The 25,887-nt window shown below is 65.9% G+C and carries 20 protein-coding genes and 1 pseudogene; 9 read left to right on the top strand and 12 right to left on the bottom strand.

The features are described from left to right. Positions 1-22: 22 nt before the first annotated feature. From ACFQZZ_RS05550 to ACFQZZ_RS05530, 5 genes and pseudogenes are all read right to left on the bottom strand, one after another. Complete coding sequence (locus ACFQZZ_RS05550; protein WP_378674867.1) at positions 23-367, bottom strand: hypothetical protein; 345 nt, start codon at positions 365-367, stop codon at positions 23-25. A gap of 350 nt (positions 368-717) precedes the next feature. Further along, positions 718-1,218, bottom strand: a complete 501-nt coding sequence (locus ACFQZZ_RS05545) for a hypothetical protein (RefSeq protein WP_378674865.1) — start codon at positions 1,216-1,218, stop codon at positions 718-720. Positions 1,219-1,282: 64 nt separating this feature from the next. Next, a complete protein-coding gene (locus tag ACFQZZ_RS05540; RefSeq protein ID WP_378676387.1) occupies positions 1,283-2,071 on the bottom strand; it encodes an ArsR/SmtB family transcription factor in 789 nt (262 codons plus the stop codon). 230 nt (positions 2,072-2,301) lie between these two features. After that, a pseudogene (locus tag ACFQZZ_RS05535) lies at positions 2,302-3,345 on the bottom strand (sulfatase-like hydrolase/transferase). A 319-nt stretch (positions 3,346-3,664) separates the two neighbouring features. Next, the gene (locus ACFQZZ_RS05530; RefSeq protein WP_378674864.1) at positions 3,665-4,786 is read right to left on the bottom strand and encodes a LuxR C-terminal-related transcriptional regulator; all 1,122 of its coding nucleotides are present in this window, start codon (positions 4,784-4,786) and stop codon (positions 3,665-3,667) included. A 173-nt stretch (positions 4,787-4,959) separates the two neighbouring features. Between ACFQZZ_RS05530 and ACFQZZ_RS05525 the strand changes: the two genes are divergently transcribed. After that, positions 4,960-6,414, top strand: coding sequence for an FAD/NAD(P)-binding protein (locus ACFQZZ_RS05525; RefSeq protein WP_378674862.1), 1,455 nt, complete (start codon positions 4,960-4,962; stop codon positions 6,412-6,414). Positions 6,415-6,552: 138 nt separating this feature from the next. Here ACFQZZ_RS05525 and ACFQZZ_RS05520 read toward each other — a convergent pair whose 3' ends face one another. From ACFQZZ_RS05520 to ACFQZZ_RS05510, 3 genes are read right to left on the bottom strand one after another with little or no spacing between them, the layout of a single operon-like run. After that, a complete protein-coding gene (locus ACFQZZ_RS05520) occupies positions 6,553-9,714 on the bottom strand; it encodes a lantibiotic dehydratase (RefSeq protein ID WP_378674859.1) in 3,162 nt (1,053 codons plus the stop codon). 35 nt (positions 9,715-9,749) lie between these two features. Further along, positions 9,750-10,628: a cupin-like domain-containing protein gene (locus ACFQZZ_RS05515; RefSeq protein ID WP_378674858.1), complete on the bottom strand. Its 879-nt coding sequence runs from the start codon at positions 10,626-10,628 to the stop codon at positions 9,750-9,752. A gap of 6 nt (positions 10,629-10,634) precedes the next feature. Continuing rightward, entirely contained in the window at positions 10,635-10,976 is a 342-nt protein-coding gene (locus tag ACFQZZ_RS05510; protein ID WP_378674856.1) for a hypothetical protein, read from the bottom strand. A 422-nt stretch (positions 10,977-11,398) separates the two neighbouring features. On the opposite strand from ACFQZZ_RS05510, the gene ACFQZZ_RS05505 reads away from it, so the two are divergent. Then, positions 11,399-12,337 (top strand): CorA family divalent cation transporter, encoded by a 939-nt coding sequence (locus ACFQZZ_RS05505; protein ID WP_378674854.1) that lies wholly within the window; start codon positions 11,399-11,401, stop codon positions 12,335-12,337. A gap of 717 nt (positions 12,338-13,054) precedes the next feature. Here the strand turns inward: ACFQZZ_RS05505 and ACFQZZ_RS05500 are convergent. Continuing rightward, complete coding sequence (locus tag ACFQZZ_RS05500) at positions 13,055-14,014, bottom strand: NAD-dependent epimerase/dehydratase family protein (protein ID WP_378674851.1); 960 nt, start codon at positions 14,012-14,014, stop codon at positions 13,055-13,057. A 142-nt stretch (positions 14,015-14,156) separates the two neighbouring features. Between ACFQZZ_RS05500 and ACFQZZ_RS05495 the strand changes: the two genes are divergently transcribed. Beyond that, the gene (locus tag ACFQZZ_RS05495; protein ID WP_378674848.1) at positions 14,157-14,810 is read left to right on the top strand and encodes a TetR/AcrR family transcriptional regulator; all 654 of its coding nucleotides are present in this window, start codon (positions 14,157-14,159) and stop codon (positions 14,808-14,810) included. Then, complete coding sequence (locus tag ACFQZZ_RS05490; protein WP_378674845.1) at positions 14,794-16,401, top strand: MDR family MFS transporter; 1,608 nt, start codon at positions 14,794-14,796, stop codon at positions 16,399-16,401. The genes ACFQZZ_RS05495 and ACFQZZ_RS05490 overlap by 17 nt, the downstream gene beginning before the upstream one ends. 103 nt (positions 16,402-16,504) lie before the next feature. Here ACFQZZ_RS05490 and ACFQZZ_RS05485 read toward each other — a convergent pair whose 3' ends face one another. Together ACFQZZ_RS05485 and ACFQZZ_RS05480 are read right to left on the bottom strand one after the other, a co-directional pair. Further along, on the bottom strand, positions 16,505-17,074 hold the full coding sequence (locus ACFQZZ_RS05485; RefSeq protein WP_378674842.1) for a TetR/AcrR family transcriptional regulator: 570 nt from the start codon (positions 17,072-17,074) through the stop codon (positions 16,505-16,507). After that, positions 17,071-17,907: an alpha/beta fold hydrolase gene (locus ACFQZZ_RS05480; protein WP_378674840.1), complete on the bottom strand. Its 837-nt coding sequence runs from the start codon at positions 17,905-17,907 to the stop codon at positions 17,071-17,073. The genes ACFQZZ_RS05485 and ACFQZZ_RS05480 overlap by 4 nt, the downstream gene beginning before the upstream one ends. 210 nt (positions 17,908-18,117) lie before the next feature. Here ACFQZZ_RS05480 and ACFQZZ_RS05475 point away from each other — a divergent pair, with 210 nt between their 5' ends. Next, the gene (locus tag ACFQZZ_RS05475; protein ID WP_378674837.1) at positions 18,118-18,486 is read left to right on the top strand and encodes a nuclear transport factor 2 family protein; all 369 of its coding nucleotides are present in this window, start codon (positions 18,118-18,120) and stop codon (positions 18,484-18,486) included. A 292-nt stretch (positions 18,487-18,778) separates the two neighbouring features. Beyond that, positions 18,779-19,681 carry a S1C family serine protease gene (locus ACFQZZ_RS05470; RefSeq protein ID WP_378676384.1) on the top strand — a complete coding sequence of 301 codons (903 nt, stop codon included), beginning with the start codon at positions 18,779-18,781 and terminating at the stop codon, positions 19,679-19,681. A 147-nt stretch (positions 19,682-19,828) separates the two neighbouring features. Here ACFQZZ_RS05470 and ACFQZZ_RS05465 read toward each other — a convergent pair whose 3' ends face one another. After that, positions 19,829-20,527: a TVP38/TMEM64 family protein gene (locus ACFQZZ_RS05465; protein ID WP_378674834.1), complete on the bottom strand. Its 699-nt coding sequence runs from the start codon at positions 20,525-20,527 to the stop codon at positions 19,829-19,831. Positions 20,528-20,709: 182 nt separating this feature from the next. Here ACFQZZ_RS05465 and ACFQZZ_RS05460 point away from each other — a divergent pair, with 182 nt between their 5' ends. From ACFQZZ_RS05460 to meaB, 3 genes are read left to right on the top strand one after another with little or no spacing between them, the layout of a single operon-like run. Continuing rightward, entirely contained in the window at positions 20,710-22,566 is a 1,857-nt protein-coding gene (locus ACFQZZ_RS05460) for a methylmalonyl-CoA mutase family protein (RefSeq protein ID WP_378674831.1), read from the top strand. Further along, positions 22,566-24,863 carry a methylmalonyl-CoA mutase gene (scpA, locus tag ACFQZZ_RS05455; protein ID WP_378674828.1) on the top strand — a complete coding sequence of 766 codons (2,298 nt, stop codon included), beginning with the start codon at positions 22,566-22,568 and terminating at the stop codon, positions 24,861-24,863. Before ACFQZZ_RS05460 ends, scpA begins: the two co-directional genes overlap by 1 nt. Beyond that, on the top strand, positions 24,860-25,861 hold the full coding sequence (gene meaB, locus ACFQZZ_RS05450; protein ID WP_378674825.1) for a methylmalonyl Co-A mutase-associated GTPase MeaB: 1,002 nt from the start codon (positions 24,860-24,862) through the stop codon (positions 25,859-25,861). Before scpA ends, meaB begins: the two co-directional genes overlap by 4 nt. Positions 25,862-25,887 lie beyond the last annotated feature (26 nt).

Below are 25,887 nucleotides of genomic sequence, written 5' to 3'. Positions count from 1 at the left end.
GCCGGGAGCCGGGGCCGGGTCCTCAGGGCTGCGGGCTCACGGCTGGGGGGTTGGAGGGGCTCTCGCCCGGGCCGTTCACGCGCCAAGTTGCCCAGCGGCAGCCGAGGTTCACGGCGTGCGTGTACCAGGTATCCGCAATTCCCGACCACTTCTTGGACTCTGCGATATTGCCCGCAGCGTACTCGGCGGCAGCTCGGTCCGAGGCGAGGTTGCTCATCTTTCGGTAGTCCTCGCACTTCTGCTCATTGGATTGTTCGCCCGGCGCTACCGGCTTTGCCTGAGCGGAGGCTGGCAGGGCAGCCGAGATGCTGAGCGCCGCGAAAATGGCGATGAGGGGAGCTGCGACGGTGGTCCGGGTGTTATGCATGAATTGAGCTCCTCAGAATCGGCCAGATCGACTTACATGACCAGCATCTACTGGGGTCACGCGCACCAATAGACACCCCACGGTCTGGATCTCCCACCCTCCGTGTCGATTCCGGTGAGATTTAGGCATGGAACCATGGACACCATGGCGGTTGTCCTGGCGTCCGGAGTCGACATCGGCGACGCGGACCTCTATCACGACGTCATCTTCCTGCGGATCTGTCCGGCCACCTCGAATGTGGCTCAAAAGTGTTGGCCTGACTGACTGCCAGGTAATGAGCGATCAGGTAGTGATGTCGGTGCAGCCGAGTTGGCCGGTGACTCGAGAGGGGATGTGGTCTCGCCGGAAGATCACGCTGTGGCTTCGGCGCGGGCTGGTAGCAGGTCCATGAGTTGTTGGGTGTGGCCGGGCAGCTCCGCGTCCGCGAGGCCGGTGATGATTTCTCGCAGCGGCATCGGCCGATCGACCAGGACGGTGTTGTTGGACAGGAGCAGGGCGGGGACCAGTGTGTCGAGTTCGGCGTCGCTGAGCAGCTCGCTGAGTTCGCACAGGACATTTGCTTGGCGGCGGATCCGGTCGCGAAGCCCCGTGTTCCCGCCGGCGAGTGTGGTGAGGCGTTCGATGGTCCAAGTGTCGAGTGCTCGGCGGTTGTCATAGGTCGTGTTTTCTCCCGACGCGACCGAGGCGGCAGCGGCGATGGTGGCGCCGTTGACGAGGGCGACGTGCGCGAGGATCTGGTCGGCGTTCCATTCGCCGGTCGGCGGGACAGGGCTCGAGCCGGAGTCGGCCACTGTGGCGGCCGCGTTGTCCAGTGCGGTGTATGCGTCCCGCAGCGCGGTGGTGTCGATCATGGCTTCTGCCTCCAGTCGTGCGTGAGTTGCGTGAATTCGGTTGGGGCCGTTGCCGGTTGCCGTCTCAGGCGTGGGCGCGTGACATGTCCCAGGGGGCCTGCGGGAGAACGGTGCCGGTCTCGAGTAGCGATTTGAGATTTGCCAGTACGGCGGGCCATCCGTGCGAAATCCCGTTGAGCATCTCCTGATTGGGGAGGTTTTCGTGGGTCACGGTGAGGCGGACGATGTCGTGATGTGGTTCGACGACGAAGGTGACTACCGACGGTTCTCGTGCCGAGGCGATGTCGGGGGCGTCGTCGAAGGTGATGACCAACCGCGTCGGCGGCTCGGCCTCGAGCACCTTGCCGACGACATCGACGTGGCCCGATCCATCGACGCGCCGGTGTTCCCACGCCGAGCCTGGCTGCCAGTCCGAGACGTTGGCGTGTCCCCAGTACTGCGTCGTCAGGTCGGCGTCGGTCAGGGCCCGCCACACCTGCTGCGCGCTGGCGTGGATGTAGGTGACGTAGACGTAGGTCGGCACGGACACGGGGCTGTCGCTCATGGCGTACTCCTCTGCTCGGTTCTTGATGGCGCTGATCACTTGCAGACGGGGCTTGTCGAACCCCGAGATCCAGCGTTGTTCGATCTCGTGGATCGGCGCCGGGTTGAGGTAGTGGAGCCGTTCCCGTCCGCGCCGCACGACGGTGACGAGATTGGCCCGTACGAGGATGTCGAGATGCTGTGTGGCGGACTGACGCGCCATGTCGAGGTGTTCGCACAGCTCTCGAAGGGTCTGGCCGTTGTGCTCGCGCAGTCGATCCAGCAGTAGCCGCCGGGTCGGGTCGGCCAGTGCTTTGAAGATCGAGTCCATCTCTCGCGGCTCAACGCTCACATCGAGATTATGCAGGTATTTACCTGCATAAGTCAACGGCCGGGTCGACCGCGACCGGTCGGCTGATCGAAACTCGTTGAGCCACTGGCGGATGTCCACGGTGCTGCGAGACATCGCGACGGGGGCGTCGAGCTCAGGTCTTCGCCGCGGGCGAGCCATCCGACGAGAACCAGGCAATCTCGGACGACGCCTCCGCGGATCGCTCGGGACTACTTGGGGAGGGCGTTTTGCAGTTCGCCGAGCACGTGTTGTGCCATTGCGAGGACATTGTGTTCCTGTGCCAGGTAGTCCGCCCACCCTTGTTCCTGCGCTGGGCGCAGGTGGGCTGGAAGTGGCTGGTTCAGTTCGGCAATGGCTTGTTGCAGTAGCGGTTCCATCTGGGCGCGCAGATCACCGTTACTTTCGGCTTGGTTGTCGAGTTCGAGTTGTCCGCCCGCCACTGCGTAGTCGTAGAGCTCATGTTCTTGTTCGCGCGCCGGGTCTACTTCTATTCGTCCATTGACGAAGTGCGAATATGACACATATTTCGCGTCGGCGGTGCGTACCGCTGCGACGTGTGCGGGCGCACTCTGGTTGAAGAGCACCGCCGCCTCTTCGATGGTGGGTTCGTCGGTGGCGTGGACGATCCAGGGCCGTCCGGGTTTGCCTCCATCGCGGCACAGGGCGGCGATGTCGAGGCGATCGGCGAGGTGTGCGTACCTCGCTTCCCCGCGCCATGCGCTCCCGCCCGAGGCGATTGGGTCCATCGGGGCCACCACTGGATGTCGTGCGGATTGACCAGCGACACCGTGCAGCACCACGGTGCTCGACCTGCTTCCGCTTCGAGCCATCCGATGAATTGGTCGACGATGGCCGGGTCCATCTGCAAGCCTTGTCCGGGTGCCCCGTTGGGCGACGGATAGGTGCCGCCCGCGAATCCGTAATTCGCCAGCGACCCCGGAATCGTGTCCGAATCATGGCCGAGATGCCACTGCCCCACCACGTCGTCTCATATCCGTGTTCGCGGATCATCGAGCCCAGGTGGGGAACAACGGCGACAATGTCGACTGCGAGGTCATCATGCAGCCGGTCTGATGGGAGTACAAGCCGGTCAGCAGGACCCCGCGCGACGGTGTGCAGTCGTTGGCCGCGGTGTAGTGCTGCTCGAATGACACAGCGCCTCGGCGGATTCGAGCGATATGCGGCAGTATCCCGTCCAGCGCTTCTTGGTCGGGGAACCACATCGGCGCGCGCATCTCGTCCACGAGCACAATGAGGATATTCGGCCGATCAGGGTCGACATCGGCGCGGGCTTTGCCGACCCCCATCACGCCCGACGCCGCGGTGGCAGCCGTTGCGGCCGCGGCACCGCTGGCGAAGAGACCACGCCTGCTGATCGTCACGCTTCTACTCCATTCACGGAATGTTGCACATGTCGATTCCTGGGATGTGGTCAAGCAGTCGGAACCCATCGGAAGTGTCGCTACAGATCCGGGGGAGCCTCACCCGGTGCCGAACTCGACCGCAATCGGCACTATAAGGGAATGATCACGCGGAAGGGTTCAAGGCGGCCGTGATTGTGGTCGCGTCCCTTCAGGCGCTTGCCGCACCGTCGAGGACTCGCAGCGTCACGCGGGCGGCGAGAGGTTCGTAGTGGTCGGTGAAGAGCTTTGCCACGAGTTCACCGCGACTGGTGACGCCGACCTTGTCGAAGATGGCTTTCACATGGTCGCGGACCGTGTGCGCGGAAAGGGTGAGCTCGGCGGCGATTTCGCCGGTGGACCGGCCGCGCGCAATCAGTTCGGTGACCTCGAGTTCGCGGCGGGTCAGTTCGTAGGCGGCGACCACCAGGGACATGACCTCCGACGGGGTGGCCACATCGATGACCAGCGCGGTCATTCCGGCATTCCCGTCGGCATCACGCAGGCATGAGGCGTGGCAGATCAACCAGCGGCCCGTCGTGGTCCTGATGCGGATCCGGGCGCTCTCGCCGGTCAATCGGGCCCGGCCCGCGGTACTGAGAATCCAGACCGGTAGCGGCAATTCGATGCCGACGCCCGTCGTCGCGGACGGTCCCGGCGGCATCTCGGCGAGCAGGTGACGGGCCTCGTCGTTGATCGAAACCAGCCCACCGGTCGCGTCGAAGAGCAGCATGCCTGGAGCGTCGCCGCGGTGCGTCGAAGCCGGTGCCGAGGGCTGTGCGAAGCCGCGCAGCCGCCGGGCCATCGGGGCGGACAGAGTATGCACCAGCGCAATGTCGTCGGCTCGGAACGGCTTTCGCCCGCGCTCCCGGAACAGGCTCAGCTGACCCCACTGCTGTCCGTCGACGCGCAGCACCGCGCGCAGTTCGTCCTCGAAGCCACGCGGGCACATAAAACTCCGGTACAGCGGGCTCAGGCTGGGGCGATTGCCGGTCACCTCGCGCAACCCGGCGACCGGTACCCGGGCTCGCGCCAGGTCGCGGAAGAGATTCACGTGTTCGGCGAAGAGTTCGGATTCCCAATAGGTTCCGCAGCCACCCTCGTGCAGGTTCTCGACCCGCACCGGCGCGGTGGTCAGCCCGTTGATCGGATCGGTCGCCACCCATACCGCGGCATCGAACGGCGCGATCCGGCGTAGCCGAGCCGAGGTCTGCGCGAACAGCGCATGGGCGTCGGGCGCGGTGGCGATGCCCGACAACAGTGCGCCGACCGCGTGCGGTGCCGGAGTGCTCATGCTCGCCATCCTGCTGCCGTACGCCCGCAATCGCCATCCCGCATGTGAGGGGGAAGCCATAGGACGGCAGGGAAATTCCCGCAATCGCGGGATATCGCGCGCGCCGCCGACGGATGACGCTGATCCGCATCGCCCCGACAGCCGGTGCGGATACGAACCAAGGGAGATTCACCATGCACATCGGCATCATCGGCGCCGGCGCGGCCGCGGTCGGCCTGCTCGACGCACTCGCCGGCATCGATTCGACGCCAGGCACCATTACCGTGTTCGATGGTTCGCCCGCGGTATGGCGGGGTCGGCCGTACCAGCCGGACCTGGAGGCGGTGCGGGTGAACGCCCCGCCTGCACTGATGTCGGTGCGAGCAGGCGACCGGAGCCATTATGAGCGCTGGTTGGATGGCCGCGGCGATACGGCGCGCTACCTCGACGAGGGTCTCGGGCAGCCACTTGTCCCGCGTGGCGTGTACGGCGAGTATCTCGAGCAGAGCGCGCGGACCGCGATCACGCGGCTGCGACGCAACGGGTGGCAGGTGAGCGTGGTGAATGCCCGCGTCACGGGATTTGCCGCGGACGGCGGCTGTGCGCTGTACACCGACGGCAGCACCCATGCGGTCGATCGCGCCGTCCTCTGCGTCGGAAGTGGCCGTCCCCATGACCATTACGGACTGACCGGCGCGCCCGGATACACCAATGAGCCCTATCCGCTGGCCCGAACATTGACGGCCGTCCGGCCCGAGGCACACGTCGCGGTTATCGGTAGCGGCCTGACCGCGGTCGACATCGCCGCTGCCCTGACCGCGAACGGCCACACAGGTCCGATCAGCCTGCTGTCCCGCAGCGGTGTCCTGCCCTTCGTCCAGCAGCGCCCGCTTCCGCTGGCGCCGAAACACCTCATTCCCGCCAACGTGCTACCGCTGGCCGAACACGGCACCGTCACCTTCACCCAGCTGGTCGAGCTCATGCGCGCCGAACTTGCCGACCTCGGACAGGATTTCGACTCCTTCGCCGCCGAAATTCTGGAAACCGACACCGAGGAGCCGCTTTCCCGGCTGCGCCGCCAACTAGCCGCGATCGACTCCCCGCACCAGGGCCGTCGTTTGCTGGCGATGGCGATCCGCACCATCGGCCCGATCCTGTGGCCCATGCTCACGGAAGAGGACAGAAGCCTGCTTCGCACCGCGCATTTCCGCACTATCAGCAGCCTGAGCTCCCCGATGGTCCCGCACAACGCGAGAATCATGCTGCGCCTGCTGGATTCGGGACAGCTCCGACTTCGCACAGGGGTCACCAAGATCGAGGCGCGTGCGGGCGGCGGCTTCACGGTGTTCGACGCCGCCGAGTGGATCGCGGACACCGTGTTCAACGCCGTCAACCCGCCTGCCTACACCACACCGGTGGAAACCGAACCGTTGGTCAGCGCCCTACTCGCCTGCGGCGCAGCCGAACTGGCACCGACCGGCGGCCTACGCGCCGAACCGGGCACCCGCCGACTCCTCGTCGCCGACCGACCCGACCCGACCTGGCACATCCTGGGCAACCTGGCCACCGATTCGATGTTCATCGCCACCAATCCCCCTGGCCTGGCCGCCGAAGCCGCCTCGCTGGCTCAACACCTGGCCAACGGATAACCGCCACCCAGCCCGAGCTCGCCCGCCTCGTCGCGAGAATCGGGCCGTGCGAGCTCGGGATCGTTCGGGCGGTGAGCCAGTCGGTGCCGGGTGATGACAACACCATGCGTCTGTCGGATCCGCGGACGGCGGCGTCGGTCATCCCCGGCGAGCAAGCTCGGACTCGTAATGCCTGGTGAGCAGGTCATAGATCACAAACTCTTGCCGATTCGTCGCCGCCCGTAGGATCCGGTTGATCTGCATGTGCACGATGCTTGCCGCCCAACTGTGCCGGAGCTCTGCGTCCACGGTGTCCGGTAGCCGGATCCGGACGGCCCGCAACGCGGCGCTTCGTGCCGCGAACGCCGCCAGCGGGCCTGCCGGGTCGTGCATTGCCCGCTCCAATCCGGCGCGCTCGATGCGGTAGCGCTTGCCCAACTGCCGACGCAGTGGCGTGTCGACCCGGAATCGTCGCGCGAACCTGGCTCGGGCGGCGCTGACGACGGCATGACGCTCGACCAGATCCAGGCCTAAGTCGGTGAGCAGCTGGTGGGCGCCGACGAAGGCGAACTGCCAACGGGCATCGGCGGTTTCGTCACCGTCGAGCCGCTCCACCACACCAAGGGCAGCTTCGCTGTCGGCGAAGAACACACGTTCGGCGAGCAGAAGACCGTTCGCGCCGCCGTAGCGTTCCACCTCTCGCTCGTAGGTGTCGACCTGCATGCGCCAGATCAGCCCGTCCTGTAGACGCGCATCGCAGCACGCAGTCAATGCGGGTAGCACTTCACCGAGTAGCTCCGCACCATCGCCATGCAGGCGGAGACGAAGGTGCCAGTCCGGATCGCTGTACCGGACGAAGAACCATTCGTCGACCGTGCCCGCGGCGAGCGCGTCGGAGACGATCGGCCGTACGACGGAGCGCAGCACCCGGTCTGCACTCGCGGCCCCGGTGTACAGCTTGACGAATAGCCACTCCGATCCCGGCGCCAACCGCCGCACCAGCGGTGGAGCGCCTGCCGCGGTCCTCGACTGCGCATCGTCGCCAGAAATCGGTGCTGCTGCCGTATTGCGCATCGGAACGATGAGCTCGTGTGTGTAGGCGCCTTCCGGCCCGGACGCCAGCAGTTCGTCTGGGCCGAGGAACAGTTCGACGAACGAGAGTTGGCCGCGTTCTCGCGCCAGACCTGCGACGACGTCGACAAACACCACGTTCGCCAGGTCCACTGCGATCAGCCGGTCCCCATCTGCCACCGCGACCCAGCGCGGCAGTCCGTGCGCGGCCCGCAACGCCCGCATTGCCTCGAAACGCGCGACGCCGCTGCCTTCGCGCACCGGTGTCAGCTCGCCTGCGCCGATGGTCCAGCGTGCGCGCGACAGTATGAACCGATCCGTCGATACTCGGGGCAGGAACTGCGCGTTCCTCAGCGCACCGAACGAGAACGACAGCCACGGTGTGATGGCCTGATGTTGCAACGAGCCCAGGAACCGGTAGAGGGCGATGTTGCCACGGCCGGTGAAGTTGTGTGCGGCGGTCAGCCGGGGAATGATCTCGCGTTCCAGTCGTGCCGATCGCAGCACGACCCGCCCGGCCCGCACCGAGACGCGCAGATCGGCGGCGGGAATCTGGTTGTCGGGTGCTGCGCCGGACTGACCAAGGTAGACAATCTCGTACCGGCGCAGCACCGGCCGGGTCAGCACGTTGCCGAGGCGAGGTTCGGGTAGATGGACGATCTCGGCGAACACCGCGTCCGGCTGTTGATCTTCTTCGGCGCGCAGATACGCCCGAACCCTGTCGGTGAGATCGTCGTCGCCGCCGCAGAAACGGCCGAGCAGATTGGCGCCCGATGGACCTGCCGCGCCCGACAGGTAGACGCGATAGTCGCCTCGGGTAACGGCTTCGGGGCCGGATGCCAGCACAGTCGCCATCGCGCTGAGCGAAGAAGGCAAATCCGCAGTCCTCGGCGTTACCCGCTCGAGTTCGGCGACCTCCTCCGGCCCCAGGACCAGCTCCCGGCGGCCCTCCCGCGCCGCCGTCAGCAGCCATCCCGCCAGGAGAGCGTCCCGCGGGCCGAAAAGGTCAGGCGCCGGGTCGTCGATCGAGGGGAATTGGAGTCCCTCGAGCAGCGGCTCGGAGCCGGCCGATACCGGCCCGGGAATGGCGGGGTCGGGGAAGCCGACGCCGTAGTCGGCGTCGAGTGCCTCATACAACGACACCTCACGGTCGCCGTAGCGGCGCATGAACGCGGTTTTGAAGGCGCGCAGCGGATCCCCGCCGGTTGAGCCGCCGATTCGCGCCAGCAGGTCGACACCATTGCCGATCACGGTGACGACCTCGGCGCTCAGTGCCGCGTCGGCGGGCTTCTCGAGATCGCATCGCACGAGCCGGGCCGGGTCCACTGGTACGGGCAGGGGCCGCAGCGCCTCCGCAATCATGTGGATGTGTCCGAGACCCGTTCCCGCAGGTCGGGAGTCGAGGTCGCGCACGAGCGAGCGGGACCTTTGTAAGGCCTCGAGTACGTCGGCCGATGCCACCCCCGCCAGCTTCTCGATAAGTGCGTCCAACGGATCCGGCCCGGTCACGAACCGGTCCAACCCGCCGATCAGAATCTGCTGTTCGATGAGTGTCCCGACATACTCTGCGGCTTCGTCGAGTTCTATCCCGTCGTCGGTGTCGCGCACTGTCTCGCTGAGCACGCCGGCGGTGGCGCCGAGCCGGGCGTGCTCCAGCACCCGTCGCAATGCCTTGTCGGGGGTGATCGCGACGAGGTCGACTTCGCGGCCGCGCGCGAGCACGTAACGCAGCCGGTCACCCGCCTCGTACAGGGTCGGGTTCGGCACGAAGTGCAGATTCGCGGCAATCGACGGATCGGCGAGCAGGGCTTCACCCAGTGAAACGAGGAATCCGCTATCGAGGCTGGTGCGGCGACCGTAGGCGTGCGTGGCCGCAAGCTGAAGTCTGGTGTCCGGACCGAGTTCTCCGCTCGACCACCCGGCGAAGAGCCCGAACGGCGTCGCTCTGGTCGCCATGCGGGAGGCGTAGGACAGCAGCGCACGTTCGATACGCGAGGCCGATGGAGCCGCGGGGGCATTGCGCCAGTTCTCGAGCCGGCGCGACAACGACGGCGACGCGAGGTAGAGCGCCTCGGCAATGTCAGGGCGAGCGAACAACTCGTCGAGAAAACGGTGCACGCGCGCGCGGTCACGTTCGAGCGTCGCGGCGTCCGGTACGCCACTGTCGGACTCCATGTGGTCCCCGAGCGCCAACAGCGCCTTCGCGGGAAGATAGGGAGTGCGCAGGATGAAGAATCCCGCCGACTCCATGGCCCCCGAACTTCGCTGCGCTGATGGAGATCTCATCATTTGACAACTCCCATTCGAGCCAGTGCCAGCGCTCTGGCCCGGCGTAGCAGGTGCGGCCACACTCCGGGCGTGGCCAGCCCGTGCGGAAACGGGCGACGCCAGAAGACGTTCACGTTGGTCGCCCACCCGGAGACGATGGTGGTCTGGTGGTACCACCCGACCGGTATGTAGAGCGACTCGCCGGGTTCGAGAGTGCATTCCCACCCGATCGCCCGGCGCGCCGACGGGAATGAGTCGAAGTCAGGGAGGTTCGGATCGAAGCGGCAATGTGTTCGACCACTGATCGGGTACAGCAATGGAGACTGATCCGGCGCGAACAGGATAAAGCGTTTGCGACCGATGACCTGGACATTGCAGTTCGGTGACAGATCGCAGTGCAGCCCGCACGATGTGCCGAACACCCCGCACCACAGGGTGATGGTGCGGACGCCGGAGCTAAACCAATCCGGCACCCGGATGTCCCTCAGCAACGTGGCCGACAGCGTCCCGAGACCAGCGTCGAGATAGTAGGAGCACTCGAACCCAAGCGTTGCGACCAGTTGATATATCTCTGCCGGACCCAGGTCGCATTGGCCATCACCATGGGAGTCGAGTTTTTCGGAGACATCGGCGTCGACCTCGAGAACCCAATCCAAGAATTCCCCGAACGGAATTACGCCCCCCTCGGCCGCTCTCTGATAAATGTTGATCGGTGGGCCCGTGGTCTCACGTACCGCCACCTCACGGTCGCCCACTATCTTCTCGAGGTAGCTGGGCCGCCAGCGCCGCACGGCGTCCCACTCCTGGGCTGCGTTCACCACGACGCATGGCTTACCGCCGGCTAGCGGGACTCGGAACTCGTTGCTGCGCAGGCGTGGTACGGCGTATAGCCGCATGCCGGTTCAGACCTGATCGCGCGGGGTCTCGTGGACGTCGATGTGAACCTCGACCCGAACACCGTCGACCTGAAAGTAAGTGGTTTCAGGATCGTCCCGCGGGATGCGGTCGCCGGGACAGGTCCACAGGCTTTCGGCCTGCAGATTGAACAGGTCGTCCCTGAGATGTTCGATTGTCTCCCGCCGTAGCTTCAGCTTCCTGCGCACCGGTTCAGGCTGTGCGGAGCCCGATTCCGCCGAATCACTCATTGTCCACTCCAATCTTGGTCGGCTATCAACCGCAAACCGGGCGTCCAAGCCAGCGGCTTCCGTCGCCTCTGGTGGAAGCCGGAGCGACAGTTCGACCATGGCTGCGGACTGAATGCCGGATGGCTAGGGAATTCGAATTCATGAATTGGAAACCGTGAAAGGCCCTCGCGCAACGCCTACCGAACGCTGGCTTTCTGGCCCCGATCCCCACAAAAGAGCAAGCCGTTTCCTATCCGACCAATTGAACCCCCGTTCCCAGGAGATAGTCAGCTCACCTCTGGAACGAGCCTAGCAGCGGTACGCCTGATCGCGTCGTCGTATTGTCGTAACGATCGCAAGGTCGCCGCATCGCCATCGGAGCCTGGCCGGTCCCAGCCGCCGTAGGTCATTATCGGCCGGTTGCTGCGTCCATTCTTCGATTGGCTGGTAGACCGGTGGCCATCGGGCGGCGGCGCAGTGGCGGTGTGTGATGGCGGGTTCGCCGATGACGTCACCGGTGGGCTCGTGGGTAAGGTGCTGGCATGGCGATCTTTGCGCTTCCCGCTGGCAGGTTCGATACCGAAGTCCTTCAGCGGCACTGGATTACGCTCTCCAAGCCTGACATCGATACGGCCGCGGTGCTTCGCGAGCGGTTGGGTGTGGACTTCGCGGGCACCGGGAGTGGGGTGGGGGAGAGCGAGAGCTTCCTGTATTTGCCGGTGGCGATGAACGTCAAGCGCGGCGACGTGATCGAACGGAACTCGATTGTGTTCGCGCTCGGTGCGGAGTTCTTGGTCACGCTGCAGCCGGACGAGCACTTCACCCTCTTCGACAAGGCTGTCGCGAAGATGCAGCGCAACCCCGCGCTGACCGCTTCATCGCACAGCGTCATGTACGCGCTGCTGTGGGCTCTGAACGAGGAGTCCGCGGAAGTTGTTCGTCACGGCAGCGATGCGTTGGAAGCGATGAACGACGAGATCGAGATGGTCACAACAGGATTCGACCAACGCGGGCGTGAGATCGGTGTCGCGGACATCCGCGAGATCATGTCGCGGATGAACGAGACCGAGGAGATCGTGTCTCGCGTCCAGGAAAGTCAACTTCAGCTTGCTCGCGCGGCGCGTCATCTGATGGCAGATGCGCCGGACACCCTGGAGGGCCTTGGAGCGTTGATTGCTGTCCTGGTCGCCGACATAGACGGGGTGAAGGAGCATGCCAGTTTCGAGCACGACAAGGTTCGCTACCTGCAGCAGTCGCTGACGACCTGGTTGGACGTGAAGCAGAATCAGATCGTGAAAGTGTTCACGATCATCACCGCGGTGTTCTTGCCACCAACCCTGATCGCCGCCTTCTGCGGCGTGAACTTCACTTGGATGCCGGAAATGGAGTGGCAATACGGCTTCCTGGCCACCACGGCGATGACATTGGTTGCGGCGGTGATTCCGTTGGTCTACATCAAGCGGAAGGGTTGGCTGCGCTGACGACTCAGCTCGGATGAGTCCTCGGTCGGGAACGGAAGTAGGAGTGGTCCGGAGTGACGCGGCCTGCGTCGACGAGCGTGGAGAATGCGGCTGCCTTGCGTGCACACCTGTCGACTCGACAGGTCATGTGCTGTTGCATCACCGTGTGCGCCTCGTCGATCGCCAAAGTGGTTTCGGGGGCGGCATGGGCGCTCGCGGCGGAAACGGGCGTTCTCGGCACGCGGCGACTGTCGTCTCGTCGGGGCGGCGGTATGGGTGGCAAAAAAGCGATCGGTCCGTGGATTTTTTGGGTACTGGGCCACATGACTATGGTTGCGAACGCAATCACTACGGTGACCAGGGAAATATGCAATGGGGTCATCGAATCGACCACCTGTCTTGCGGGTTACGGAATCAACACTGGGTGCAGGACACCAGGGGAGCGCATCGCACTCGGGCAGCGGCATCGCTGTCGCCGGTACCTGCCCGGTACCGACCGAGACTCCAGCAGGGCCGATCAATATGGACGCCCAAGAGAGCCGACCGTGTTTGCCGCAGGGTGACAGCGGCGGCGCGGACACCCCTTTTGGGGGTGGTCAGCATCCTCGCAGCGTACGCGGAAGCCGCTGCCGATAGGGCGTTATGGGCATTTAATTGAGAATTCAGTAACCACTAGGACAACAGTTAGCCGGTAGCGCGGTTGGCGGGCCCGCGCCATCCGGCAGCTGACGAACTCGATCACGAGCCGTCCACGGCATCGGCGTAGTACGGGGATAGTCGGAGCATCGCGCGTTCCGCGAACGGGCGGGTGAGCGGCATCAGGTGGCGCTTCCAGCCGAGGGTCGCGGCGATATCGGCGGTGATGGTGTCGAAGTCGCAGCGCTGATACCAGAGCATCCGCTGGCCGGCCTCGGTATCGAGCCAGTCGGTGGCGTAGGTCTTGTCGCTGAACGCCGCCTCCGGCAGCATCCGCAAGCCCATGGCATTGAGCACTCCGGCGACGAACTGCCGATAGGTGACCTGACACGAGGCGCCGCCGCCGATGAACATCGTCGTGCCCCAGATCAGCTCGGTCTCCAGCGCATTGGCCATGGCCAACGCGGCGTCCGCGGGATGGAGCACTTCGATCCGGTTGTCGAGGCCGATCTCGAACATGATCGGCTCCGCCCTGCGCACACCGATGATCGGCACGTCGGCGAAACGGGGGATGAACCAGGTCAATTCGCTGCGCCGCACCAGCGCCTCGCCCTCGATCTTGTGCCTGCTGTAGGCATCGATGGCTTCCAGCGGATCGTCGATCCGGCGTGGTGGCGGCTTGTCCAGGGTGCGACCGTGCACGTCGAAGGTGGATGCGAAGATCAGGCGCGGCGACTTCGGCTGTGCGCGACAGGCGGCGATGACGTTGGCGGTGCCGTCGACATTGACCTGCCGGGCGTATTCGGGATCGTCATCGCTGGCGGGCGGAATCACCGCCGCGAAATGCAGTACCGCTTCGACACCGGCCACCGCGTCGGCCACCGCGCCCGCGTCCCGGATGTCCGCCCAGCGGACATCGGTCACGGACGCGAACCGTGCCGCACGGTGCTCGTCCGCGGGTGTCCGCGCGGCCAAACAGCGGACCTCGTGTTTGCGCCGCAGCAGCTCGGCCAACACATGCGAGCCGATATTGCCGAACGCTCCGGTGAGTAACAGTTTCACTACCGCACCACATTCTCGCAGGGCTGACTTTCGGTCCCACGGTATCCGCTCGGCCGGGTGGCGGCCGTGACGCGGTGTGGCCGAGTTGAGTCGAAAAGCTTGCAGTTTCTGAAATATTGCAGATTGTGCTAAATTTTCAGTCATGTCTCAGGCACCGCGCGACGAGCCACCGATGGGTCTGCGTGCGCAGAAGAAGCGCCGGACCCTGCTCGATCTCTGCCTCGCCGCGCGGCGTCTGGCGGTCGAGCGAGGGCTCGACGCGACGACCGTCGATGACATTGCGAAGGCGGTCGGGGTCTCGCCGCGCACATTCTTCAACTACTACGAGACGAAGATGGACGCGGTGGTCGGGCCGGTCGGCGAGATCGGCACACCGGAACTGCGCGAGCAGTTCATCGCCGGCGGCCCGACCGGCATCCTCATCGACGATCTCACCTGGTTGTTCGCCCTGGGATTCGAGCCGGAACGCGAAGTGCGCGAGGGTATCTCGTTAGTGACCGAGATCATCAAGACCGAGCCGAGGGTGCTCGCTGCCTTCGTCGCCTCCGGCGTCCGGCTGGAGGCCGCCATCGGTGAACTCCTCTCGGCGCGGATGGGTACCGAGGTGTCACCCGAATTCGTCGCGCTCACAGCGGGACTCATGACGACCATCACCTCGAGGGCGGCGATGTCCTTGTCCGGCGACCCGACCGGGTCGCTGGCGACCGCAATACACGATCACTGTGCAATGGCCGCTCGGCTGTTCGACCAGCCGGTGGGCCCGAAAAGGAGACGTGTCGATGACCACGACGGCTGATTCGCCGCCAACCCCCATTGTCTTGACCCAGAAGCGGATCTGGCTGATCTTCTCCGCGCTGATCGCGGGGATGTTCTTGGCCAGCCTCGATCAGATGATCGTGGGAACCGCGATGCCGACCATTGTCGGCGATCTCGGCGGCATCTCCCACATGGCCTGGACCGCCACCTCGTATCTGCTGGCCACCACCATCGTGATGCCGATCTACGGCAAATTCGGCGACATGTTCGGCAGGCGTTGGCTTTTCCTGTTCGCGATCACCGTGTTCACGGCCGCCTCGGTCGGTGCGGCCGCGTCGACGGGTTTCTGGGAGTTCATCGTCTTCCGCGGGCTGCAGGGCGTCGGCGGTGGCGGCCTGATGATCCTGGCGCAGGCCATCATCGCGGATGTGGTGCCTGCCAAGGATCGCGGCAAGTACATGGCTCCGATGGGCGCCGTCTTCGGTATCACCTCGGTCGCGGGTCCACTGCTCGGTGGCTTCTTCGCCGATCACCTCGACTGGCGCTGGTGCTTCTGGATCAACGTGCCGATCGGTATTGCGGCGCTGGTCATCGCATTCCGCTACCTGGACATCCCCAGCCACCGCCCCAAGACCCGGCCCGACTATCTCGGTGTCGTATTGATGTCGTCCGCGACCACGCTACTCATCCTGATCACCGATTGGGGTGGCAAGCAGTACACGTGGGGCTCGACGGCGATGGTGACGATGATTGCCGCATTCGTGGTCGTGGTGGCGGCATTCGTCATGGTGGAGGCGCGCGCCGAGGAGCCGATGCTGCCGCTGTGGCTGTTCCGCAATCGGACCTTCGTGTTGACCTCGGTGATCGGATTCTTGCTCGGTCTGGTGATGTTCGCGGCGATCGGCTTCATCCCGACCTATCTGCAGATGGCCACCGGAGCATCCGCCTCGGTCTCGGGTCTGCTGTTGATACCGATGATGGTCGGCCTGATGATCACCCTGGTGACGTCGATGGCGGCCGTCACCAAGACCGGCAGGTACCGGGTGTACCCGCCGCTCGGTGCGGCGCTCATTGCTCTCGACATGCTGTGGCTGACCCGGCTGGACGCGAACACTTCGATGTGGGTGGTGTCGGCCATGCTCTTCGTGATGGGTGCGGGCCTCGGCTTGATCATGCAGATCATCGTTTTGGTCGTGCAGAATGCCGTGGCGCCCAACCAGATCGGCACTGCGACCAGCGCCAATAACTATTTCCGGGAAATGGGTGGCGCGCTCGGTGGCGCGCTCTTCGGCTCGATCTTCACCAGTCGGCTGACCGAGGGATTGACCGATGTGTTCCGATCGCACGGACCGGAGACGGCCGCGGCGAAACTCGATCCGAGCGCACTGGTGCCATCGGTGGTCAAACAGCTGCCCGAGAACCTGCACGACGCGATCGTCGGAGCATACGTCGACGCCCTCGTCCCCGGTTTCTGGTACCTGATCCCCGGCGCGCTGATCGCGCTCCTGCTCGCCCTGTTCATCCCACACCTGAAGCTCTCCGACGAGGCGGGCATGGTCGCCCGCGGCGAAGCGGTGATGGAGGAGCCAGAAGATCTCGAGCAGAATCCGCAACTGATAGCCGAACGCTGAGATGACAAGCGCGGCACCGCCATCGAACACGGGAAGTTTGTGCTCGATGGCGGTGCGTGTCGCGGTGGGCGGGCAACGGACGCCGAGCCGCACCCCGCCTGTATCAAATAGCGGGGCTAGCTGTGGTGATGGCCCGCTCCGGGCGGCTCAGGCGCAATACCGCGTCACGTAGATCGTCGCGGCGTTCGGCGGCGGTGAGTTCGGCCAGCGCGATCTCGGCGATCGATGCGACGAGCAGGACGGCGATCGGTTCCGGGGCGGTCCATCCGAGTGCGGTCAGATCATCGGTGATGAGTTGGGCTGCTTGATGATTGCGCGTGGCGACCTCGTCGCAGAGCCCTGCTTCGGTGCGGGCTTGGACCAGCAGCGCCTTGGTCGCGGGCTCGGCCAGACAGCCGTCGAGGTAGGCGTGCATGCCGACGGCGAGGCGATCCGCGCCGGGAGTGAATCCCGAGATTGTCTGCCGCACCCGCTCGAAGAGGTCCTCGTGGAAGGCGCGGTGCAGCGCGAGGATGTAGTCGGCGCGGCTCGGCCAGTGTTGGTAGAAGCTGCCCTTCGCCATACCGGCTGCGGCGGTGATCGAGTTCACCGAGAGCTTGCCGAGATCCGAGCGAGCGAGCAGGTCCTGTCCGGCGCGCAGCAACGCCCTTCGGCCCGGCTCCGCAGGCCTCATGATCGCGCGCCTTCTCGGCGGGTGAAGAAGGGGATTACGGTGTCGAGGAACGTATCCGGATCTTCGCTGAAGGGTTCGTGTCGGGTCGGTAGTGTCACGACCTCGGCCTGGGGGAGCGCGCGTGCGATGCCGCGCCGGTTCAGCGGCCAGGGGTTGATCGGGTCGCGGGTTCCCCACACCACCTGCACCGGGATCCGCGGAATCAGTGGAGATTCGGCGACCAGATCGCATTGGGGATCGGCGAGGCTGCGCCAGAGCGCGCAGTAGACGTCCAGCCGCCGCGGATCTCGTGGAATCTGCTTGGCGCGTTCGTAGGTGGCTTGCTGGCTCGCCGTTCGACGTGGCCCGAGATACATGCGTGCGCTTGGTGCGACCGCGTACCGTGCGATCGCGCGGGTCCCCATCAGACGGCATACCGCCCGGGTGCCGGGGTTCACTCCGGCGAACCCGGCGGGCTGAACCAGTACGACCGCGGTGATCAGGTCCGGCCGACGCTGTGCCAGCCGAACCGCGACGTACCCTCCGACGCTGTTGCCGATCACTGAGATCTGCCGGAATCCCTTGGCCACCAGCGTATTCAGGACGGCTTCGGCCGCATCCACCAGACCGGCCGCGGTGACCGACCGTGGGTCGGCGGCCGTGGACCGGCCGTAGCCCGGCCAATCGACCGCCACCAGCGACCAGTCTTTCCCGAATTCGGGTATCACCGCATCGAAGTCTCGGTGATCACCCGGATTCGCATGTAGCAAAAGGAGGGTCGGAGCCGATTGGGGATCCTGCCCGGTCACCATGGCCGCGACCTCGCCGAGGGGCGTGTCGACTCGGAGAATCATGGCGCCACTCCTTCATCGCGTCGCCGCGGAAGGGACGCGTTGCATTAATCGTAGGCATGACCGACCGGTCGGTCAAGGGGTGAGGCGGGTCGGCCGAATCATTACCTCCGGCGTAATCGACTCGGTGATCGGAACCCGGCATGGTTGAGGCATCCGGTTCGAGCGATCGCGTCGGATGGTCGAAACCATTACGACAGAGGAGAATTCATCATGTCGCAGTATGACGATGCGGTGGCCCGCTACTTCGCCGCGTGGAACGCCACCGACGCGGACGTGCGGGCGAAGGCCGTCGCCGACGCCTGGACCGAGGACGGCTTCTACACGGATCCGCTCGCTGATGTCAGTGGGCACGACGCGGTCGCCGCCGCGATCGGCGGAGTGCACGAGCAGTTCCCCGGTTTCGAATTTCGGCAGACCGGCCCGGTGGACGGGCATCACGACACCGCCCGCTTCTCCTGGGAGCTGGTGTCCGTGGCGGACGGGAGTGCGCCGGTCGCGGGCTCTGATGTCATCACATTGGCGCCCGACGGGCGCATCATCAGCGTGTTCGGCTTCCTGGACCGGGTGCCGGGCGCGTAATCGGATGCCGGGCCGAGTCGCTTCGCGTTGACAGCTCGGTAGCGCCGCAACGACGATTCGGCACCAGCGCCGTGCCGCGGTTCGAACAGCGTTTGCGCTGCGTGCTGGACGGATTGGCACACGATCGGGCCGCCGGTGCGCCGGCGGCCGATTGTGCCCGAGGCGAACAGGGTGCGCGATCGGGTCCGGCGGGCGCATCCTGGTGAGAAGAAGTAATTCAGGCAGCAGGATGGGGGCCGTCGTGGACGACGAGTCGATTCGGTCCTCGGCGTGGCGCTCGGAAGACGCTGCGATGGATGCCTATTCGCGCACGGTCATCGCGGTGGCGGCATCGGTGACGCCGCATGTGGCGAGCGTGCGGACGCGGCGAGGGACCGGATCGGCGGTGGTATTCACCGACGACGGTTTTCTCCTGACCAACGCGCACGTTGTCGGCTCGGCCGGCAGTGGCGAGGTGATGTTCGCCGACGGGGTGGAATCGCAGATCGATGTCGTGGGCATCGATCCGCTGTCGGATCTCGCGGTGCTGCGCGCACGAGCCGGGGCGCCGGGCGCGGTCGTACTCGGCGACGCCGACAAGTTGGTCGTCGGCCAACTGGTGGTGGCGGTCGGCAGTCCGCTGGGGTTGGCGGGCTCGGTCACTGCGGGCGTTGTCAGTGCGCTCGGCCGGGCGGTGCCGGTCGCGTCGCGGCGGGCCGGGCGGGTGATCGAGGACGTGATCCAGACCGACGCCGCGTTGAACCCCGGCAATTCCGGTGGCGCACTGGCAGATTCGTCGGGTCGAGTGGTCGGGGTGAACACCGCGGTGGCGGGCGTCGGGCTCGGCCTTGCGATTCCGATCAACACGACCACCCGGCGGATCATCAGCACCCTGCTCAGCGAGGGCCGGGTGCGCCGCGCCTACCTCGGCTTGGTCGGAGTGCCCGCACCACTGCCCGCGACTGTCGCCGCGCGCACCGGGCAGCCGGCAGGCGTGCGCGTTGTCGAGGTGGTGCGCGGTGGTCCCGCCGACCATGCCGGATTGCGCCGAGGCGATCTGGTGCTCAGCGTAGCGCGCTCGGAAGTTCGTGATGCGCAAGGCATTCAGCGTCAGCTGTTCGCCGACGCGATCGGGGTCTCGCTACCGGTGACGGTGCTGCGCAACGGAGCGATGGTGGACGTATTCGCGGTGCCGATCGAGTTGACTGTGGACTGACGCGCCGTCGACGGCCAAGGCCACCCGCGCTCATCTGTGGGCTGCTACTGGATCCCTCGCCCGCGACGAACGGCGTCGAGTCGCCTCGGCCATCACACGGGGTGGCAGCGGTCGAGTGTGATGCGGCAGTGCAGTCGGTGTGCGCGGCTACTCGGGTACCGAGACTTGCGCGGGCGTGGTGACAACCGCAGCCTGCGCCGGTTCGTGGGTCCGCGTCCACCGCGCATCGACGACCAGGCCGATGATCCCGACGGCAATGCAGACGGCGGACACCACGAGCATCGCGGGATGGGTGCCGCCGGTGAGTGCATCGCCGAGGATGACGGTGCCGACGGTGCCGGGCAGGATGCCGAAGACGGTGGCGAGCATGTATGGCCAGAATCGGATCGAGGACAGCCCGCAGCAGTAGTTGATCACCGAGAACGGCGCGAACGCGATCAGCCGCAGCGACCCGACGGCCAGCCAGCCGCGGCGTTCGAGGCGATTGTCGATGGCGCGCACCGCCGGATGGGTGAGATGCGCTGCCACCCGGTCCCGGTCGAGCGCGCGGACGAGCAGGATCGCCAAGGCGGCGCTGACGGTGGTGGCGGAGACCGCGAGTGCGATACCGAGCGCGGGGCCGAAAAGCAGCCCGGCACTCACCGTCAACACCGTGCGCGGCACCGGCGCTACTGTGACGAGTGCGTGGACCACGAAGAACAGCAGCGGAAAGAGCGGGCCAACGGTGCCGGCCCACTCCTGCATCTGCTGCGGGCTCGGTAGCGGGACCAGCATGGCCGCGACGAAAACCACGATGCCGCCGACGAGCAGCGCGACGATACGCGGGTTACGGATCAGCCTGGTCACCCGCGTCAGGTTACCGGTTGGTAGTGGCGGCCAGGATCAACCGACCGGAAACCTCCCGCTAGCATCAAAAGAAACGGGACGAATGCTCGTTAACCTAAGTGCTCGCTGAGCTGGGCGAATACGACGGTATCGGGCGCACATAGTGGGTGCGCCCGTAATCGAGTGGAAGAGGAACAGCAGCTATGCCGATTGCTTCAGATCCGACGGCGGATCCGGTACCCGAGTACGCCGCATGGCGCAAGGGCGTGGCCGGGGTGCTGGCGAAGGCCCGTAAGGTCGACGCCGCCGATCTTCCCGACGAGCCCGAGCGGCTGCTCGCGGAAACCACCTACGACGGGCTCACCGTCAACCCGTTGTACACCCGCCGCGACGAGCGGCCGGAACAGCCGCTGCCTGGTGCCTTCCCGTTCGTGCGCGGCCGGGACGCCGCCCGCGACGTGAACCGCGGCTGGTATGTGAGCGCCTACGTCGGGGCCGCCGATGCCGCGGCGGCGAGCCGCGAGATCATGTTCGGTCTGGAGAACGGCATCAGCGCAGTGTGGCTCGGTGTCGGCGAACGTGGCGTGCCGGTGGCCGACGTGCGCACAGCCCTCTCCGGGCTGCTGTTCGAGCTGGCTCCGCTGACCCTGGATGCGGGTAGCGCGGCCACGGCGGCGGCCGCGCAGATCTTCACCGTCCTCGATGGCTACGAACTCTCCGCGCGCAAGGACATTCAGATCGGGCTCGGCGCGGCCCCGCTCACCAGCCGCTTCTCGGGCACCGCCGACGTCGACCTCGCGGAGGCGCTCGTACTGGCCGAGCAGGCGATCGCACGTGCCGAGACAGTTCGTGCAATCACCGTGGACGGTACCGTCTTCCATGATGCGGGCGCCTCGGACGCCCAGGAACTGGGTGCCGCGGTGGCAGCCGGTCTGGAGTACCTGAGAGCCCTCGCCGCGGGCCATGACATCGCGGATGCGCTCGGCCAGCTCGAGTTCCGTTTCGCCGCGACCGACGACCAGTTCGCCACCATCGCGAAATTCCGTGCGGCCCGCCAGCTCTGGGCCCGCGTCGCGCACGTGTGCGGTGCACCCGCGTTCGGTGGCGCGCCGCAGCACGCCGTGACCTCCGCGGCCATGATGACGCAACGTGACCCGTGGGTGAACATGCTGCGCACCACGCTTGCCGCGTTCGGCGCCGGTGTCGGCGGCGCGGACACCGTGACGGTGCTGCCGTTCGACTCGGCTCTGCCCGCGGGCGAGCTCGGCGTGTCGAAGCCGTTCGCCGACCGCATGGCTCGCAACACGCAGCTGCTGCTGCTCGAGGAATCACGCCTCGGCCACGTGCAGGACCCGGGCGCCGGTTCCTGGTACGTCGAGGACCTCACCGCCGCGTTCGCCGCCAAGGCGTGGGAGTTCATGCAGGAGATCGAGGCCGCGGGCGGCTACCGGGCGGCGCTGGAGTCCGGCTTGCTCGCCGAGCGGATCGCCGCGACGAGAGCCGCAAGGGATTCCGATGTGGCGCACCGCAAGACAGCGGTCACCGGGGTGAACGAATTCCCGAACCTGGCCGAAGCGCCGCTGTCGGAGGCCGCGCGCCGGGACGCGCGGATCGCTCGCTACGGTGCCCAATTCGAGGCGCTGCGCAACCGTTCGGATGCCTACCTGGCGGCCAACGGTGCCCGGCCGCGTGCACTGCTGGTGCCGCTGGGCTCGGTGGCCGAGCACAACGTGCGGGTGACCTTCATCGCCAACCTGCTGGCTTCCGGCGGCATCGAGTCGATCAACCCCGGCCCGCTTGCGGCCGACGGAATCGGTACGGCGGCAACGGAGTCCGGCGCCACGATCGCGGTGCTGTGTGGTTCGGACAAGCGCTACGGCACCGATGCGGGCGCCGCGGTCGACGCATTGCGTGCCGCTGGAGTCGAGACCGTGCTGCTGGCCGGCGCACAGAAGGCGGTCGCGGATGTGACGGGCGCGCAGCGTCCGGACGGTTACCTCGCGGCTCGCATCGATGCGGTTGCCGCGCTATCCGGCCTGCTGGAGAAGGTGGGAGCCTGATGACACTGAGTGGGATCGAACGACAAGGTGGAATCGAGCACGTGATCGGCAGTTTCGCCGATGTGCCGTTGGCCGAGCGTCCCGCGGAACCCGCTGCGGTGGATGCCGCGCAGGTGGACGCTTACATTCAGGGGGCGGCCGAGGCGAACAACTACACGCCCGAGCAGCTGGTGTGGTCGACACCGGAAGGCATCGAGGTGCCACCGGTATTCACCAAGGCGGACCGGGATGCCGTTGCCGCGGAAGGGTATCCGCTCGACAGCGTGCCCGGCATCGCGCCGTTTCTGCGCGGCCCGTACCCGACGATGTACGTCAACCAGCCGTGGACCATTCGCCAGTACGCCGGCTTCTCCACCGCCGCTGACTCGAATGCCTTCTACCGCCGCAACCTGCAGGCCGGGCAGAAAGGTCTGTCGGTCGCTTTCGATCTGGCGACGCACCGCGGTTACGACTCCGACCATCCGCGCGTCCAGGGTGACGTCGGAATGGCCGGTGTCGCCATTGATTCCATCCTCGACATGCGCCAGCTGTTCGACCACATTCCGCTCGATCAGGTCAGTGTCTCGATGACCATGAATGGTGCGGTGCTTCCGATCCTCGCGCTGTATGTCGTCGCGGCGGAAGAACAGGGCGTCACGCCGGAACAGCTGGCCGGAACCATTCAGAACGACATTCTGAAAGAGTTCATGGTCCGCAACACCTACATCTACCCGCCGAAGCCCTCGATGCGGATCATCTCCGACATTTTCGCCTACACCAGCTCGAAGATGCCGAAGTTCAACTCGATCTCCATCTCCGGCTACCACATTCAGGAAGCGGGCGCGACTGCCGACCTGGAGTTGGCCTACACGCTCGCCGACGGTGTCGAATACATCCGCGCCGGTATCGCCGCGGGCATGGAGGTCGACAAGTTCGCGCCGCGGCTGTCGTTCTTCTGGGCCATCGGCATGAACTTCTTCATGGAGGTCGCCAAGCTGCGGGCCGGGCGCCTGCTGTGGAGCGAGCTGGTCGCGAAGTTCGAGCCCAAGAGCGCGAAATCGCTGTCGCTGCGCACCCATTCGCAGACCTCCGGCTGGTCGCTCACCGCGCAGGACGCCTACAACAATGTGGCGCGCACCTGCATCGAGGCGATGGCCGCGACCCAGGGGCACACCCAATCGCTGCACACCAATGCTCTCGACGAGGCGCTCGCGCTGCCGACGGACTTCTCCGCCCGCATCGCCCGCAACACCCAGCTGCTGATCCAGCAAGAGTCCAACACGACTCGTCCGATCGACCCGTGGGGCGGCTCGTACTACGTCGAGTGGCTCACCCATCAGCTGGCCAACCGGGCTCGTGCGCATATCGCCGAGGTCGAGGCGCACGGCGGCATGGCGCAGGCCATCGGCGAAGGCATTCCGAAGTTGCGCATCGAGGAAGCCGCCGCCCGCACCCAGGCGCGCATCGACACCGGCCAGCAGCCGGTGATCGGCGTCAACAAGTACCAGGTCGAAGAGGACCAGCAGGTCGAGGTCCTCAAGGTCGAGAACTCGCGGGTGCGCGCCGAGCAGATCGAGAAGCTGCAACGGCTACGCGCCGAACGTGATACGGCCGAGGTCGAGCGGGCGCTGGCCGAATTGACCCGCGCCGCTGGTTCTTCCGAGGGCAGCATGGAAAACAACCTGCTCGCACTCGCCATCAACGCCGCGCGAGCCAAGGCGACCGTCGGTGAAATCTCCGACGCGCTGGAGAAGGTGTACGGCCGCCACCAGGCCGAAATCCGTACGCTGTCCGGTGTGTACCGCGACGAGGCAGGGAAGGTCACCAACATCAGCAAGGCGATCGAGCTCGTCGAGGAATTCGCCGAGGCCGAAGGTCGTCGACCCCGCATCCTGGTCGCGAAGATGGGCCAGGACGGTCACGACCGAGGCCAGAAGGTGATCGCTACGGCCTTCGCCGACATCGGCTTCGACGTCGATGTGGGTCCGCTGTTCCAGACCCCGGAAGAGGTGGCGCAGCAGGCGGCCGACAACGACGTGCATGTTGTCGGTGTGTCCTCGCTCGCGGCAGGCCACCTCACGCTGGTGCCCGCCCTGCGACAGGCATTGGCCGATGTCGGTCGACCCGACATCATGGTCATCGTCGGCGGTGTCATCCCGCCCGGTGACTTCGACGAGCTGTACGAGGCAGGCGCGGCGGCGATCTTCCCGCCGGGCACCGTCATCGCCGACGCGGCGATCGATCTGTTGAAGAAGCTCGCTACCGAGCTCGGACACGAGATCGGTAGCGGCGCTGTGGACTCCACCAGCGCCGAATGAGCAAACGCGTCATCGACGTAGACGCACTCGCCGAGGCGGTCCGCGGCAACGAGCGGGCCGCCCTGGCGCGAGCGATCACGTTGGTCGAATCGACACGGGCCGATCACCGTGCCCTGGCACAGCAACTACTGCTGCGGCTGACCCCCGATGCGGACACCGACAACACCGTGGTGTCGAATCGTGTCGGTATCACCGGTGTTCCCGGCGTCGGCAAGTCGACGTTCATCGACGCGCTCGGCATGGACCTGATCGGCAAAGGCCACCGGGTGGCAGTGCTGGCCGTCGATCCGTCCTCGACCCGCACCGGTGGCTCCATTCTCGGCGACAAGACCCGCATGGCACGACTGTCGTTGGAGCGCAACGCCTACATCCGCCCGTCACCGACCGCGGGCACACTCGGCGGGGTCGCGAAGGCAACACGCGAAACCATCGTCCTGCTCGAGGCCGCAGGGTATGACGTGATCCTGGTGGAGACCGTCGGCGTCGGCCAGTCCGAGGTGACGGTCGCCAACATGGTCGACGTGTTCTGCTTCCTCACCCTGGCCCGGACCGGAGATCAGTTGCAGGGCATCAAGAAAGGTGTCCTCGAACTCGCCGACCTGGTCGCGGTGAACAAGGCCGACGGCAAGCATGAACTCGAAGCCAAGTCCGCCGCCCGCGAACTGGCAGGCGCCCTGCGTCTCATCCACCCGCACGACGCCCTGTGGCGCCCACCGGTCCTCACCATGAGCGGTCTGGAAGGCCATGGCCTCGACAAGTTCTGGGACACTGTCCTGGAGCACCGCCGAGTCCTCACCGACGCAGGCGAATTCGACGAAAAGCGCCGCCGCCAGCAGATCGACTGGACCTGGACCATGGTTCACGACCAGTTGTTGCGCCGCCTCGCCGACAACCCGAAGGTGAAAGCCATTCGCGCCCAGATAGAAAAGCAGGTCCGCGACGGCACCCTCACCGCTGCGCTAGCGGCCGAAGAGATACTCGACGCCTTCGATAGTTGACGGTCACCGGGCGCACTACACACTGG

The sequence above is a fragment of the Nocardia sp. GCM10030253 genome, from assembly GCF_042675075.1.
Lineage (GTDB): Bacteria > Actinomycetota > Actinomycetes > Mycobacteriales > Mycobacteriaceae > Nocardia.
This window is presented reverse-complemented; position numbering and strand designations above follow the sequence as displayed.

Excerpts from the sequence above, each read along its gene's own strand:
- ACFQZZ_RS05505 (WP_378674854.1), top strand. The coding sequence starts at position 11,399 with ATGGCGATCTTTGCGCTTCCCGCTGGCAGGTTCGATACCGAAGTCCTT.
- ACFQZZ_RS05510 (WP_378674856.1), bottom strand. The coding sequence starts at position 10,976 with ATGGTCGAACTGTCGCTCCGGCTTCCACCAGAGGCGACGGAAGCCGCT.
- scpA (WP_378674828.1), top strand. The coding sequence starts at position 22,566 with ATGACACTGAGTGGGATCGAACGACAAGGTGGAATCGAGCACGTGATC.
- ACFQZZ_RS05480 (WP_378674840.1), bottom strand. The coding sequence starts at position 17,907 with ATGATTCTCCGAGTCGACACGCCCCTCGGCGAGGTCGCGGCCATGGTG.
- ACFQZZ_RS05530 (WP_378674864.1), bottom strand. The coding sequence starts at position 4,786 with ATGAGCACTCCGGCACCGCACGCGGTCGGCGCACTGTTGTCGGGCATC.
- ACFQZZ_RS05460 (WP_378674831.1), top strand. The coding sequence starts at position 20,710 with ATGCCGATTGCTTCAGATCCGACGGCGGATCCGGTACCCGAGTACGCC.
- ACFQZZ_RS05540 (WP_378676387.1), bottom strand. The coding sequence starts at position 2,071 with ATGGACTCGATCTTCAAAGCACTGGCCGACCCGACCCGGCGGCTACTG.
- ACFQZZ_RS05520 (WP_378674859.1), bottom strand. The coding sequence starts at position 9,714 with ATGGAGTCGGCGGGATTCTTCATCCTGCGCACTCCCTATCTTCCCGCG.
- ACFQZZ_RS05525 (WP_378674862.1), top strand. The coding sequence starts at position 4,960 with ATGCACATCGGCATCATCGGCGCCGGCGCGGCCGCGGTCGGCCTGCTC.
- ACFQZZ_RS05545 (WP_378674865.1), bottom strand. The coding sequence starts at position 1,218 with ATGATCGACACCACCGCGCTGCGGGACGCATACACCGCACTGGACAAC.
- ACFQZZ_RS05485 (WP_378674842.1), bottom strand. The coding sequence starts at position 17,074 with ATGAGGCCTGCGGAGCCGGGCCGAAGGGCGTTGCTGCGCGCCGGACAG.
- ACFQZZ_RS05550 (WP_378674867.1), bottom strand. The coding sequence starts at position 367 with ATGCATAACACCCGGACCACCGTCGCAGCTCCCCTCATCGCCATTTTC.
- ACFQZZ_RS05475 (WP_378674837.1), top strand. The coding sequence starts at position 18,118 with ATGTCGCAGTATGACGATGCGGTGGCCCGCTACTTCGCCGCGTGGAAC.
- ACFQZZ_RS05515 (WP_378674858.1), bottom strand. The coding sequence starts at position 10,628 with ATGCGGCTATACGCCGTACCACGCCTGCGCAGCAACGAGTTCCGAGTC.
- meaB (WP_378674825.1), top strand. The coding sequence starts at position 24,860 with ATGAGCAAACGCGTCATCGACGTAGACGCACTCGCCGAGGCGGTCCGC.
- ACFQZZ_RS05470 (WP_378676384.1), top strand. The coding sequence starts at position 18,779 with ATGGATGCCTATTCGCGCACGGTCATCGCGGTGGCGGCATCGGTGACG.
- ACFQZZ_RS05495 (WP_378674848.1), top strand. The coding sequence starts at position 14,157 with ATGTCTCAGGCACCGCGCGACGAGCCACCGATGGGTCTGCGTGCGCAG.
- ACFQZZ_RS05490 (WP_378674845.1), top strand. The coding sequence starts at position 14,794 with ATGACCACGACGGCTGATTCGCCGCCAACCCCCATTGTCTTGACCCAG.